An 11,631-nucleotide genomic window follows, 5' to 3' on the forward strand; every position below is an offset into this window, starting at 1 on the left:
GAGCCGCCGTCCCCGACGATCTCGGAGGCGTGCACGAACATGTCTGGTGATCCGTCGTCAGGCGCGAGGAAGCCGAACCCCCGTTCGGCGTCGAACCAGCGGACGATCCCGTGCGGCATAGGAAGGCTCCAGGTCGTTAGAGCGGCATTGCTCCCAGTCTCGCTGACGTCGTCGTGCCCGGGACCACCGGGACCGGCCACGGTCAGTCGGTTGCAGGAGGTCGTAGGCGGCCAGGACGCGGGTGGCGGTCGCGAACGACTCCGACCGGCTCGTCGCGCCGGCCCGCCCGCGCGCGGCCGCTCGACGTGGCCGACGATGAGTTCGACTCCGTGGCCGAGCGCGTCGTTGCCTGGTGGGCCCGCTCAGCGCCGACGGTGACCGGTCCAGACGCGCCGACACCGTGCCCGGCATGCGGCGCCGACCCGGACCAGTCCACCGACCCCCAGCACACGCTGCTCAGCGTCTTCTACTGCGGTCATCCCCGCTCCGACGACTACAAGCACCAGGACGAGACGTGCCCCTGCCCCATCGGCGCAACGTGACCAGCCCTCGATAACCAACGGCGCATTGACAGCGGCATGTGCGGAAACGTGATCAAGCTGCGTCGGCCGGCTGGAGCTGCGCGACCGGCGCCAGATGAGGATCTCTACGACGAGTTGGGCATCGATCCAGATATGTTCGACCGATGAGTGACCAAGTGCCTAGCGGCGGCATCGAGGTATCGTCTGGCAACGCGGAGGCTCTCGAAGCTCGTTGGGCGCAATGCTGGAAGCCGTACGATGTCGCACGCCGCCTGGCCGGAGTCTCCGCGCCCTGGTACATCGCGGCAGGCTGGGCGCTGGACCTGTTCCGCGGTTCGCAGACCCGCGAGCACCACGACATCGAGATCGGCGTGCCGGCCGGGCAGTTCCCGGAGATTCGCGAGCGCTTCGCCGAGTTTGCTTTCGACGCAGTAGGCGCCGCCCGGGTCTGGGAGTCGGCGACGCCGCAGGTGCTGAGTGCCACTCACCAGACGTGGCTGCGCGAGCCTGCGACCGGACGCTACCTGCTTGATGTCTTTCGCGAGCCGCACGACGGCGAGGTGTGGATTTGCCGGCGAGACGAGACGATCAGACTGCCCTATGCCGAAATCATCCGGTGGACCCCGGACCGGATTCCATACTTGAGGCCTGAACTGGTTCTGCTCTTCAAGGCCAAGCACGTACGCCCGAAGGACCAGGCTGACTTCGATGGCGTTGTACCGCTGCTGACCCATACCCAACGCCAGACGCTGTCCAGGCTCTTGACGCAGGTGCATCCGGGACACGCGTGGCTGGCGGCTTTGTAGCCGCGTCCGAAGCCGGATACAACGGTAGCCCGGCACGGCGTCGCTCCCTCAATCCGTGGATTCCCGTATGAGCGCCGTCACGCCGTCACGCCGGGTGGCGCGCGGCTCGCGGCATGAGCGTGTGTCGAGCATCGAGATCACCTTCGATTTCGCCCGAGCTCCGGGACTTCGGAAGCAGCCGAGTCACCGTTCCCACTTCCGTTACGTGTAGCAGTCGGCTATGACTCAACGAGTGGCGCGCCGGACCACCATGTCGTTTCGTCCGCCGTCGCCCCACGGAGGTCAGCACCGTCCAACACGGTGTCGGTGAAGTCAGTGCCTCGCAGATCCGAATTGCGAAGGTTGGCGCCGGTGAGATTTGCGGCTGCGAACCTTATGTGCCACAGCACACGGCCCTCCATGTTGCCGTGGCGTAGGTCGGTGCCGGTGAGATCGGCGGTTAACCACTCCGTCGGGTTGAGATCGGCCGAGTTCCAGCGACAGAGCACTGTCAACGCCGTCTGCGCGTCCGGTCGGCGGACCCGCAAAGGGAGGGCGGTCGTGGCGCTCTGCCCGTCAGCGGGCGGCCAGGGAGAGGCAAGTCGAAGATAAGCGGCGAGAACGTTGACGATGTTGGGCCGGTCGTCGGCCGATTCGCGAGCGATGCGGTCGAGGGCGTAGATCCCACCGATCCGCACGGTTGTATCAGTGTGGGCAAGTTGCTCGACGGCCTTGGTGTACCGATCCGTCAGTTGGCCCTCGCGTTGTACCGTAAGCTGATCGCGGCTGGCAGCGGCCGAGTGTTGCAGCTGGCGCCAGGCCAGGACGGCGCCTGACAACACGGCGATAGCACCCAGCGCCTGCAAGATCTGCCCGCGGATGGCATTGACGCTCGATGCACGGTCCATCGGCGTCATGGCGACCATCTTCGCGGCGCCCACGTCGACCGCGAGCAGCCACGCCGGGAGTACGGTAACGATGGCAACCGTGCCCACGGCCGCAAGCGCGAAGGCCGCAACCCGCCAGCGAGCCGCCATCCCCACACCCTCCTTTGACATGTGCACTGTATCGCGACGGCCCCAAGCCACCTTATTGATAGACCGAGCATCTGCTCATCGGCGGTTCAGTGCGCCTGCGCGGTAGGACCGTCGTTTACGTGTCGTGACCGGCGACGCTGACCGATGCGCCCCTGGGGGCAGGTGTCGTTGTGAGGTCCGCTCGAGCGATGCTGGAGGCCGGGGGATCATGGTCAGCATGTCGTTGTCGGAGGACGAGCGGCGTGTTGCCGCCGAGGCTGGGATTGTGCTTTTCGGGGATCGGCTGATCCTGCGCCCGCAGCCGCCGATTGACGATGCGACGCTGGCGGCGGTCGCTGGGCGGTGCGCGGGCCCGTTGCCGGAGCCGCTGATCGTCTTGTGGCGGGCGACGTTCGGCGGCCGGCTCGACTACGACCTGCAGGTCGACGTGGGCGGGTACGAGGAGCCGCTGTCGGTACGGGAGCTGTTCTATCCGGACAGTGACGGCTATTGCGACCTGTGGGGATGGATCGAGCACGAGGAAGAACTGCTCCGCGAGGCGCGCCCGGAATGGTCGGGTGGGTTGGATGCGGTGCCGTTCGGCGGCTTCGAGTATCTCGACCGGGTCTATGTCCGGACCGCGCCGGGTCCGCAGTACGGCGCCGTTGTTGCTTGGCGGCAGGGATTGCCGCCGGGCTGGGAGCTGACCTCCAGCGATTGGGCCGGCAACGTGGCCGGCGATCTGCACGACCTGTTCGACCGGCTGGTCCTGGAGCGGGATCCGTGGAACGACGACGACGCCGCGTCGGGGTCGGAGCTGGTCGAGGCGATCGAAGGGCTCGCCGGCAGTGCTGATCCGGCGGCCCGGTCCGCCTCGGGGCAACTGCGCCGGATGGTTCGTGCCACCGTGCTTGACTGGCGCGCCGCGCTCGATCTGGGCACGCTCAGCTCGCAGCGCCGGTTGCGGCAGCTCGCCCTCGATCGTGCGGTGTCCAGCGACGACGTCGATTTGCTCGCCCGCGTCGTGGAGGCCGGTGGCGACCCGGCGGAAGTCGTCCGCGCCGGTCTGACGCCACTGGACCTGGCATTGCGCTCGAGGTCGTGGAGCGTGGTGCGCTGGCTGCTCGACCGGCAGGTGCCGGTGCGGCAGGCCCTGCGGTTCGGCGGGTCCACGATCGACCTGGACCTGGCTCGTGAGCTCGTCGACCGGGGTGCGGAGCGCACCGAGCTGGCGCTGCTCAGCGCCGCCGGCAATGCCGACGCGGCGGTCGTGCAACTCGTGGCGGAGTCGGTGCCGCGGTCGCCTGAGCTGGTACAGCTCGGGCAGCGGTGGTGGCAGGCGTCCGCCCAGGCCGCCCTGGCCGGTCGTCACGAGGCGGCTCGCGGTGACACCGAAGCCGCCGACCAGCACGAGCGCCGCGCCGCGATCCTGACCGAACTCGCAATGCGGTATGCGCCGGACGGCCCGCCCCGGTTCAAGTACAGCGGCGGCCGATGATGACCTGGTGCAGGCACATCGGCAAGACAGGAAGCGTCGGGGTCACCCTGGCGCGTCGCACGATGTGATGACCACGGTGCTGGCGCCGCGCGAGACCAGCGGCATGAGCGCGCACGTGATTAAGAGTTCGCGCTCGACTGCGCCGTGCCCGATCGCCGGCTACCCGGCAACTCGATCGTCCACTTTGATGCAAGAGGTCGAGGAGGCGGCAGCGGGCTGGCAGGGCGCACTGCGTTGCGCTGCACCGGGGATATCGGTCTATCCAGCAGGAGCGAACGGGCTTCCGCGCCGCTTGGTGCGTGCCGTGCGGACCACGCGGGTGGCCGTGACGGTGAGGACCGCTGCCCCAGCGATGGCCACGGCCGCCCATCCGGCTGCGGCGCCCGCGCCCGGAGGACGAAATGCCTGGCTCGGGGCCCATGGGTACATGACAGCAGCGACGGTCACGTCCTCCTCGTCGACGCCGCCGATGGTCACTGGCTGCGGTGCACCACCATCGTCAGGGGTGAAGTCACCCCAGCAGGTCGGGCCGTGACGCGGTAATCCATTACCACAGTCAGTTGTGGCGACACTGCCGCCAACGCCGATGGCCGGCATGAACGCGAGCAGCCACAGCACTCCGAGCGCCAGAAAGACCGGACCGACGATGAGGCCCGCCACGGTCGCGGCGCGTTGACGCATGGGTGTCACCATAGGCGCTGCAGATAGGGATGGCGCAAGCTTCCCTGACTGAACTTCACAGCCACCGCTCCCGGCAAACCCTCCGTGCTCATCGCCAGATCCGGACGCGCTGGGCAAATTGTGTCGGGCTGATGGTCGCGGTCAGGGTTTGGTGGTACCTCTCGCGGTGCCCGAGGCCCAGGCGGCTGCAACGGATGCCATACGGAAGACGGGGTCCAGCTTGCTAGCGCGACCCGAGCGCCGTCGTCCGGGCTCAATGCCGCGTAGACCTCCAATGGAGGCGCCAGCCGTTCAGCTCGACCGGTCCAGCAGGGTGCCGAGGCCGTTGATGCCGCCGTCGGGGTAGTTGCCGGACACCTCCGGTGCGGCCTGGAACGGCAGGAGCCGGTCAACGTTGCCGGGCCGGGCGACGCGAACCTCGGACAGGTCCTCTAGCAGCACCCAGACCTGCACTGTCGCGCCCGGCGTGAGCGCCGCGGCGTCGTCGGAGCGCAGGCGGTACCCGAGGAACTCCAGCACGTGCTCCTCGATGCCCTCGAAGCGCAGCCGCAGCCGCACGTTGCGCAGCCGCGACTCGTACGGGCGATCGAGCGGGGCGATCTCGGCCGCGACGATTTCGGCGCTCAGCCGCGCGCCGCGCCGCAGGATGCGCCGGTTTCGCCGGTACGCCCCGAGACCCACGGCCACGCCGGCGCCCACGGCCACGACCGCGCCCACCAGCGCCCACCCGAGGCTCGCCGGAATCGGTGTTGATCCGATCGCCATCGGCGCACAATACCGTCCGAAGCCGTTTCGGCCCATGACTGTCCACCACGAGCTGAAACTGGTGGCGGACGCCTTTCACCAGCACGCCACACGACGTCGAAAATGCCGCCGCTCGGCACACCCCAGATAGACACAACACCGACGATCGGGGATCGGCCGGTGAGCAACCAGCCTAGATCGGACGCACTGTATTCGGCATGAGAACGCGTTGGTCAGGTGGTCTCTTCGCGGCTGTGGACGTCTGCGTCGACCTGGCGAACGGCGCGTTCGTACTGGCTCCGGCTGAACCTCAGCGGGCCGAAGCTGCCGTAGTCGCGCTGGGGTCGGAAGGGCTGGGCGAAGCCGCGCCAGGTGACGTGGTCGTCGTCGACGGTGACCTGCGCTTCCAGGGGCCAGCAGCCGACCTCGCCGCAGTCGCAGCCGAGCAGCGCGATGACGCCCCTGCTCGCCCAGTACGACGAGTCGGGCTGCCCGATGAGGTACGAGGCGAGGTCGCCGAACCGGAAGTGGTCGAGCACGAGGCCGGCGTACGTGCCGGGCACGTCGAAGCCGGCCGCGCGCTCATAGCCCGAGATCAGCTCGACCAGGCTGACGTTGTCGACGTACGGGAGCAGCTCGCGGGCCGGCTCCGGTGTGTCGCCCCACGGGCGGAGCTCGAATCGGACCCGGCGAACGGGCATCGGCGGCGGCACCCGGCAAGTCTGCATCACCCGTATCGCCGCGTGGAGTGGGGCGAAGTCATCCCTTCGGGTGAGCGTCGGCGCGGCGCGGGCGGGGAACGGACACAGGACACCTCCGAGTCGGACGGAGGAGCGATGGACACTCCGGGCTGCCAGCCAACGTCCTTGCATGAGCTCAAACTCGTCGTCCTGGCCGAGCTGGTGCTCGCCGGACAGCCGGAGCGGACCGCCGGCGTGCCGATCGAAAAGGTCCTGTTCGACCGGGTGGACGCCGACCGCTACGAACTCGGCCTCCACGGCCTCCTGGACGCGGTCGTCGCACTCGAGCAGCAGCTCGATCAGCAGCTCGATCAGCAGTAGGCGCCCGCCGGACCTGGTGCTCGGCCCGGTGGCACACTGGCGGGCATGGTCGACTGGTACGCGCAGGCCGGAGTCGGTGGCGGCGTCATCCGGGTCTCGGAGCCGCACGTCAACGAGCTGCTGTCGGCGAACTTCTGGTGGTTGCGCGGCACCGACCGGGACGTCGTGATCGACACCGGGCTCGGGGTCGTCGCCCTGCGGGACGCGGTTCCGGGCATGTTCGAGCGCGATCCGATGGTCCTGCTCACCCACGCGCACCTGGATCATGCCGGTGGGGCGGCCGAGTTCGGTGAGCGGGCCGCTCACCAGGCCGAGGCCGAGGTCCTGGCGGCGGGTGTACCGGCGAGCCTGTACGGCGCGGAGCTCTACGAGAAGCTGGGGATCGACGCGGCGGGGGAACCTGTCCCCGAGCTCATGATCGACGTCCTGCCCGGTCCTGGCTACGACCCGGGCGCCTATCGGGTGGCGCCCATGGCCCTGCACCGCACGCTCGGTGACGGCGACCGGGTCGACCTGGGCGGGCGGGTGCTGACCGTGCTGCACCTGCCCGGGCACACCCCGGGGAGCATCGCCCTGCTGGAGGAGCGCACCGGGACCCTGTACTCCGGCGACGTCGTCTACGACGGTGGCCTGATCGACGACCTGCCGAACTCCGACGTGGCGGCGTACCGGCGGAGCATGGAGATCCTCGCCGGCCTCGACGTGTCCGTCGTCCACCCCGGCCACGGGCACAGCTTCGACAGGCCGCGCCTCCGCGAGCTGGCCGAGGGCTACCTGCGCAGGACAGCCAGGGTCGCGGCCGATCGCGGCGGCGGGTGAACTCCCGGAGGGCGGGGTCAGGTGGGGCGGGCGTCGAGGCGGGACTGCAGGAAGGCGCGTTCGACGGCGTTGTCGCACAGGGCGATCGCCGTCCGGTACGCCTCCGCCGACTCCTCGTGGCGGTCCAGGCGGCGCAGCAGGTCGGCCCGGGTCGCCGGCAGGTAGTGGTACGAGGCCAGGCGCGGGTCCTCGGCGAGGGCGTCGACCAGGGCGAGCGCGGCGCCGGGGCCGTCGGACATGGCGACGACCACCGCGCGGTTCAGGGCGACGACCGGGGACGGCCAGGCGCGCAGCAGCAGGTCGTACAGGCCGCGCAGCTGCTGCCAGTCGGTGTCGGCGAAGGTGGCGGCCTCGGTGTGGACGGCGGCGATCGCGGACTGCAGGGCGAAGCGGCCGGGGCGGCCGCCGCGCAGGGAGGAGCGGACCAGGGCGATGCCGTCGGCGATCTGGGTGGTGTCCCAGCGGGTGCGGTCCTGTTCTTCGAGCAGGAGCAGGCGGCCGTCGGCGGCGACTCGGGTGGCACGGCGGGCGTCGTGCAGGAGCATGAGCGCGAGCAGGCCGCGGGCCTCGCGTTCGTCGGGCATGAGGGCGCACAGGGTGCGGGCCAGGTCGACGGCGCGCTCGACGAGGTCGGGGCGCAGCAGGCCGGGACCGGTCGGGGCCGCGTGGCCGGTGGTGAAGACCAGGTGCACGACGGTGAGGACGGCGTCGAGGCGGTCCGGCAGCTGCTCCAGCGGCGGTACGCGGTACGGGATGGCGGCGGCGGCGATCTTCTTCTTCGCGCGGGTGACCCGGGCGGCCATGGTCGGCTCGCTGACGAGGAACGCGCGGGCGATCTCGGCGGTGGTCAGGCCGCAGACGAGGCGGAGCGTGAGGGCGAGCTGCGCCTCGCGGGCCAGCGCCGGGTGGCAGCACGTGAAGACGAGGCGGAGCCGGTCGTCGGGGATCTCGTCGGGCTCCTGCGACCCGGCGTCGACGTCGGGGACCACCAGGAGCGGCAGCTTCGAGCGGAGCGTCGCGGCGCGCTTGTGGGCGTTGAGGGCGCGGCGCTGGGCGGCGACGGTCAGCCAGGCGGCGGGGTTGGCCGGCACGCCCTGGCGGAGCCAGCCGTCCATGGCGGCGACGTACGCGTCCTGGACGCACTCCTCGGCGAGGTCGAGGTCGCGCGTGACGCGCACCGTCGCGGCGAGCACCCTGGCCCACTCGTGACGGTGCGCGTCGGCGACCGCTGCCCTGACGGCGGCGGGCTCCACGGGGACGGCTACTCGAACGTCATCACCGGGCGGACCTCGACGCCGCCGAAGCGGGCGGGGCACAGCTTGGCGATCTCGAGGGCCTCGTCGAGGTCCTTCGCCTCGATGACGTAGTAGCCGCCGAGGACCTCCTTCGTCTCCACGAACGGGCCGTCGGTGACGACGTCGCCGCGGATGGACGTGGCCGTCGCGACGCCCTGGAGGGCGTTGCCGCCCACTAACCGGTCGCCGGCCTGCTCGGAGAAGCGGTTGTGGGCCTCCATCACCTCCGGGTACACGCCCGGGCCGGCGGCCTCGTAGTCCGCCTCGTTCTCGTAGATCAGGATCAGGTACTGCGCCATGACGGGTCTCCTTCAAGGGAAAACGTCCTCTTACACTCCTACGTCAATCGGCACCGTGCCCGAATCGACAGGCCGGGCGAATTTTTTGTACGCGAGTGCGCAGCCGGCCACCGCGAGGGTGCCCAGCAGGTACCAGCCGCTGAGGGCGAGCAGCCCGAGCGACGCGGCGAAGGACACCGCGGCGCACCACCACACCGGTGTCCGCCGTGGCAGGAGGCGAAGTGCGGCGGCGGCGCCCAGGACGTACACGAGGACGAACGCACCGCTGGTGAGCAGGACCAGCGGGCGGGTGCCGGTGCCGGTCACCGTGGCGAGCAGCAGCGACACCCCGCCGAGCCCGGCGACCACGGCGAGGCTGCGCCGGGGCACCTCACCGGCGCCGCTGCCCCGGCCGAACCACGCCGGCAGCGCCGCGTCCCGGCCGAGCGCGGCGCCGAGCTTGGCGGCGCCCGCGTAGTAGGCGTTCATCGTGCCCAGCGTCAGCAGCACCGCGGCGCCGGCGGTGAGGACCCTGACCTGCCCGCCGACCCCGCGGGCGAGCAGCTCCGCGAGGGGCGCGCCGCCCGGCGCCGGGCCGAGCACCAGGATGCTGGCGGCGGCGATCCCGAGGTACAGCACCCCGACGACGACCAGCGCGATCGCCGTGGCGCGGGGAAGGTCCCGCTCGGGGCGCCGGAAGTCGGCCGCCAGGGACGTCACCGCCTCCCAACCGGCGAACCCCCACACGAGCAGCGCCGCCGCCGACCCGACCGCCCACCAGCCGTGCGGGGCGAACGGCCGCAGGTTCCCCGGGTCGGCGTGCGGGAGCGCGGTCACGGTCGCCGTCAGCAGCAGCGTGACCAGCAGCAGGGCGAGGCCCAGCTGGAGCCGGCCGGACACCCGCACGCCCCCGAGGTTGCCGGCCGTCACCGTGAGCATCAGCGCGCCGGCGGTCAGCAGCTCCGTGCGGGTGCCGCCGCCGAGCGCCGCCGCCACGTACGCCCCGGCGAACAGCGCCGCGGCCGGCGCCCCGACCGGCACGGCGAGGTAGAAGCACCAGCCGACGACCGCGGCGGCCCGGTCGCCGAACGCCTTGCGCGCGTACGTGGCGACGCCGCCCGAGTCGGGGAACCTGGCGCCGAGCGCCGCGAACGTCGAGGCGAGGGGCACCGACAGGACGACCAGGGCGGCCCAGGCGACGAGCGACGCCGGCCCGGCGGTCTGCGCGGCGAGGGCCGGGAGCGCGATGACACCGGTGCCGAGGACCGCGCCGATGGACAGGGCCGCCCCTTGGGGCACGTTCAACATGCCCCCTATTCGACAGCCTGGACCCTGTCCGGACGAGTGGCAGGAATGCCATCCTGGGTTAGATTCGAGCCATGTCGCAGCGTCACGTCGTCGGCGTCGCCGTCACCGAGGACATGCCGGTCTTCGAGCTGGCGGTGCCGTGCGAGGTGTTCGGCATCGATCGCAGTGATCTGGTTTCGCCGTGGTACGACCTGCGCTTCGCCGCCGTGACACCGGGCAGCGTCCCGGCCCGCTCGGGCCTGTCGATCGCCGCGCCGCACGGCCTGGAGACGCTGCTCGACGCCGACACGCTGATCGTGCCGGCGTTCGCCCGCGCCACCCAGGTGGCACCGCCGCCGGCACTCGTCGCGGTGGTGCGTTCGGCGTACGAGCGGGGCAGGCGCATCGTCGCGATCTGCACCGGCGCGTACGTGCTCGCCGCCGCGGGCCTGCTCGACGGGCGCCGCGCCACGACGCACTGGATGAACGCCTTCGACTTCGCCCAGCGCTTCCCTTCGGTGACGTTCGACCCCGACGTGCTGTACACCTGCGACGGCACGATCTTCACGTCCGCCGGCACCGGCGCGGCGATCGACCTGTGCCTGCACCTGGTCCGCCTCGACCACGGCGCGGCGGTGGCCAACGAGGTCGCCCGCCGCATGGTCGTGCCGCCGCACCGCGACGGCGGCCAGTCCCAGTTCGCGCACCAGCCGCCGCGCCCCAGGACCCCGGACGCGCTCGGCGCCGCCCTCGACTGGGCCCGGACCCGCCTCGACCAGCCGCTGACCGTCGCCGACCTGGCCCGCGAGGCCCGCCTGAGCCCCAGGACGTTCGCCCGCCGCTTCCGCGAGTCGGTGGGGACCAGCCCGCTGCAGTGGCTGCTGGGTCAGCGTGTCCGCCTGGCGCAGGAGCTCCTGGAGACCACCGACGACTCCATCGAGCGCATCGCCCACCGGACAGGCCTGGGCACGCCGGCCAACCTCCGCGCCCACTTCGCCCGCCAGACCAGCGTCACCCCTACCACGTACCGCCAGGTCTTCCACCGCTGAGCGACCCGAACCCGGCCGAACGGTACTGGATATTTATGTCCGACTATGGTATGATAGTCCCGGTTTGCGGCTACGGTGGGCCGACGCCTTCGAGAGGACACCCATGGCGACTCCCACCGACGCAGAGCCGAGCGTCCACGCGTTCCTGACCGCACTGACCGGCCCCGGCAGCGCGGACCTGTTCGCAGACCCGTTCCTGTTCGCCGACGCGAGCGGCGCCCGCCCGGTCACCCGCGCCGACTTCCTCGCGACCCTGCCCCGCAGGGCCCAGATGTTCGCCGCCGCCGGCTACGGCCCCGCCGAGCTCACGTCCACCGACCAGCTCCGCCTCGACGAGCACTACCTGCTGGTCCGCACCGAATGGACCGTCCCCAGCCGGACCGGCGGCGACCCCGCCGAGCTGTCCTCGTCGTACCTGCTGCACGAGGACGGCACCTCGGTGCGCGTCATCGCCTACCTCAACCACAAGACCGTGCCCGTCGCGTAACCGCACCCCGGCGGTCTAAGGCGTGTTTGGTAAGCCGCCGGGCTGGTGGCCGTTCGTCGGTGTGGCGGTGATCGAAAAGGAGCGCGGTCTCCGGTAAGTGGGTTAGCGAC

14 protein-coding genes are annotated in these 11,631 nt (G+C 70.9%); 6 read left to right on the forward strand and 8 right to left on the reverse strand.

Annotation, left to right across the window (positions count from 1 at the left end; all coding sequences use genetic code 11):
* On the reverse strand, window positions 1-119 hold a 119-nt coding region (locus ACZ6TV_RS54730), incomplete at its 3' end, for a cold-shock protein (RefSeq protein WP_465309636.1).
* Between the two features lie 566 nt (window positions 120-685).
* Between ACZ6TV_RS54730 and ACZ6TV_RS54735 the strand changes: the two genes are divergently transcribed.
* Window positions 686-1,327, forward strand: coding sequence for a nucleotidyltransferase domain-containing protein (locus ACZ6TV_RS54735; protein WP_465309613.1), 642 nt, complete (start codon window positions 686-688; stop codon window positions 1,325-1,327).
* Window positions 1,328-1,545: 218 nt separating this feature from the next.
* On the opposite strand, the gene ACZ6TV_RS54740 is transcribed toward ACZ6TV_RS54735, so the two are convergent.
* Entirely contained in the window at window positions 1,546-2,343 is a 798-nt protein-coding gene (locus tag ACZ6TV_RS54740; RefSeq protein WP_465309615.1) for a pentapeptide repeat-containing protein, read from the reverse strand.
* Window positions 2,344-2,560: 217 nt separating this feature from the next.
* Here ACZ6TV_RS54740 and ACZ6TV_RS54745 point away from each other — a divergent pair, with 217 nt between their 5' ends.
* A complete protein-coding gene (locus ACZ6TV_RS54745) occupies window positions 2,561-3,820 on the forward strand; it encodes a hypothetical protein (protein WP_465309617.1) in 1,260 nt (419 codons plus the stop codon).
* Between the two features lie 258 nt (window positions 3,821-4,078).
* On the opposite strand, the gene ACZ6TV_RS54750 is transcribed toward ACZ6TV_RS54745, so the two are convergent.
* The 3 genes from ACZ6TV_RS54750 to ACZ6TV_RS54760 all read right to left on the reverse strand — a co-directional run bounded on the left by ACZ6TV_RS54750 (window position 4,079) and on the right by ACZ6TV_RS54760 (window position 5,946).
* Window positions 4,079-4,501 (reverse strand): hypothetical protein, encoded by a 423-nt coding sequence (locus tag ACZ6TV_RS54750; RefSeq protein ID WP_465309619.1) that lies wholly within the window; start codon window positions 4,499-4,501, stop codon window positions 4,079-4,081.
* A gap of 291 nt (window positions 4,502-4,792) precedes the next feature.
* Window positions 4,793-5,266, reverse strand: coding sequence for a hypothetical protein (locus ACZ6TV_RS54755; RefSeq protein WP_465309621.1), 474 nt, complete (start codon window positions 5,264-5,266; stop codon window positions 4,793-4,795).
* A 212-nt stretch (window positions 5,267-5,478) separates the two neighbouring features.
* The gene (locus ACZ6TV_RS54760) at window positions 5,479-5,946 is read right to left on the reverse strand and encodes a hypothetical protein (RefSeq protein ID WP_465309622.1); all 468 of its coding nucleotides are present in this window, start codon (window positions 5,944-5,946) and stop codon (window positions 5,479-5,481) included.
* A gap of 165 nt (window positions 5,947-6,111) precedes the next feature.
* On the opposite strand from ACZ6TV_RS54760, the gene ACZ6TV_RS54765 reads away from it, so the two are divergent.
* Window positions 6,112-6,306 (forward strand): hypothetical protein, encoded by a 195-nt coding sequence (locus tag ACZ6TV_RS54765; RefSeq protein WP_465309624.1) that lies wholly within the window; start codon window positions 6,112-6,114, stop codon window positions 6,304-6,306.
* Window positions 6,307-6,351: 45 nt separating this feature from the next.
* Window positions 6,352-7,125 (forward strand): MBL fold metallo-hydrolase, encoded by a 774-nt coding sequence (locus tag ACZ6TV_RS54770; RefSeq protein ID WP_465309626.1) that lies wholly within the window; start codon window positions 6,352-6,354, stop codon window positions 7,123-7,125.
* Window positions 7,126-7,142: 17 nt separating this feature from the next.
* On the opposite strand, the gene ACZ6TV_RS54775 is transcribed toward ACZ6TV_RS54770, so the two are convergent.
* The 3 genes from ACZ6TV_RS54775 to ACZ6TV_RS54785 all read right to left on the reverse strand — a co-directional run bounded on the left by ACZ6TV_RS54775 (window position 7,143) and on the right by ACZ6TV_RS54785 (window position 10,006).
* The gene (locus ACZ6TV_RS54775) at window positions 7,143-8,318 is read right to left on the reverse strand and encodes an RNA polymerase sigma factor (RefSeq protein ID WP_465309638.1); all 1,176 of its coding nucleotides are present in this window, start codon (window positions 8,316-8,318) and stop codon (window positions 7,143-7,145) included.
* Window positions 8,319-8,386: 68 nt separating this feature from the next.
* Complete coding sequence (locus tag ACZ6TV_RS54780; RefSeq protein ID WP_465309628.1) at window positions 8,387-8,719, reverse strand: YciI family protein; 333 nt, start codon at window positions 8,717-8,719, stop codon at window positions 8,387-8,389.
* A 30-nt stretch (window positions 8,720-8,749) separates the two neighbouring features.
* Window positions 8,750-10,006, reverse strand: a complete 1,257-nt coding sequence (locus ACZ6TV_RS54785) for an APC family permease (protein ID WP_465309630.1) — start codon at window positions 10,004-10,006, stop codon at window positions 8,750-8,752.
* 71 nt (window positions 10,007-10,077) lie between these two features.
* On the opposite strand from ACZ6TV_RS54785, the gene ACZ6TV_RS54790 reads away from it, so the two are divergent.
* Window positions 10,078-11,034 (forward strand): GlxA family transcriptional regulator, encoded by a 957-nt coding sequence (locus tag ACZ6TV_RS54790; protein ID WP_465309632.1) that lies wholly within the window; start codon window positions 10,078-10,080, stop codon window positions 11,032-11,034.
* Window positions 11,035-11,137: 103 nt separating this feature from the next.
* Entirely contained in the window at window positions 11,138-11,521 is a 384-nt protein-coding gene (locus ACZ6TV_RS54795) for a hypothetical protein (protein ID WP_465309634.1), read from the forward strand.
* The last annotated feature ends 110 nt before the right edge of the window (window positions 11,522-11,631 follow it).

It is taken from the genome of Dactylosporangium sp. NPDC051087 (assembly GCF_055586325.1).

Coding starts and splice junctions, on each gene's coding strand:
- ACZ6TV_RS54790 (WP_465309632.1), top strand. CDS start 10,078: ATGTCGCAGCGTCACGTCGTCGGCGTCGCCGTCACCGAGGACATGCCG.
- ACZ6TV_RS54780 (WP_465309628.1), bottom strand. CDS start 8,719: ATGGCGCAGTACCTGATCCTGATCTACGAGAACGAGGCGGACTACGAG.
- ACZ6TV_RS54795 (WP_465309634.1), top strand. CDS start 11,138: ATGGCGACTCCCACCGACGCAGAGCCGAGCGTCCACGCGTTCCTGACC.
- ACZ6TV_RS54740 (WP_465309615.1), bottom strand. CDS start 2,343: ATGGCGGCTCGCTGGCGGGTTGCGGCCTTCGCGCTTGCGGCCGTGGGC.
- ACZ6TV_RS54755 (WP_465309621.1), bottom strand. CDS start 5,266: ATGGCGATCGGATCAACACCGATTCCGGCGAGCCTCGGGTGGGCGCTG.
- ACZ6TV_RS54760 (WP_465309622.1), bottom strand. CDS start 5,946: ATGCCCGTTCGCCGGGTCCGATTCGAGCTCCGCCCGTGGGGCGACACA.
- ACZ6TV_RS54770 (WP_465309626.1), top strand. CDS start 6,352: ATGGTCGACTGGTACGCGCAGGCCGGAGTCGGTGGCGGCGTCATCCGG.
- ACZ6TV_RS54745 (WP_465309617.1), top strand. CDS start 2,561: ATGTCGTTGTCGGAGGACGAGCGGCGTGTTGCCGCCGAGGCTGGGATT.
- ACZ6TV_RS54785 (WP_465309630.1), bottom strand. CDS start 10,006: ATGTTGAACGTGCCCCAAGGGGCGGCCCTGTCCATCGGCGCGGTCCTC.
- ACZ6TV_RS54735 (WP_465309613.1), top strand. CDS start 686: ATGAGTGACCAAGTGCCTAGCGGCGGCATCGAGGTATCGTCTGGCAAC.
- ACZ6TV_RS54750 (WP_465309619.1), bottom strand. CDS start 4,501: ATGCGTCAACGCGCCGCGACCGTGGCGGGCCTCATCGTCGGTCCGGTC.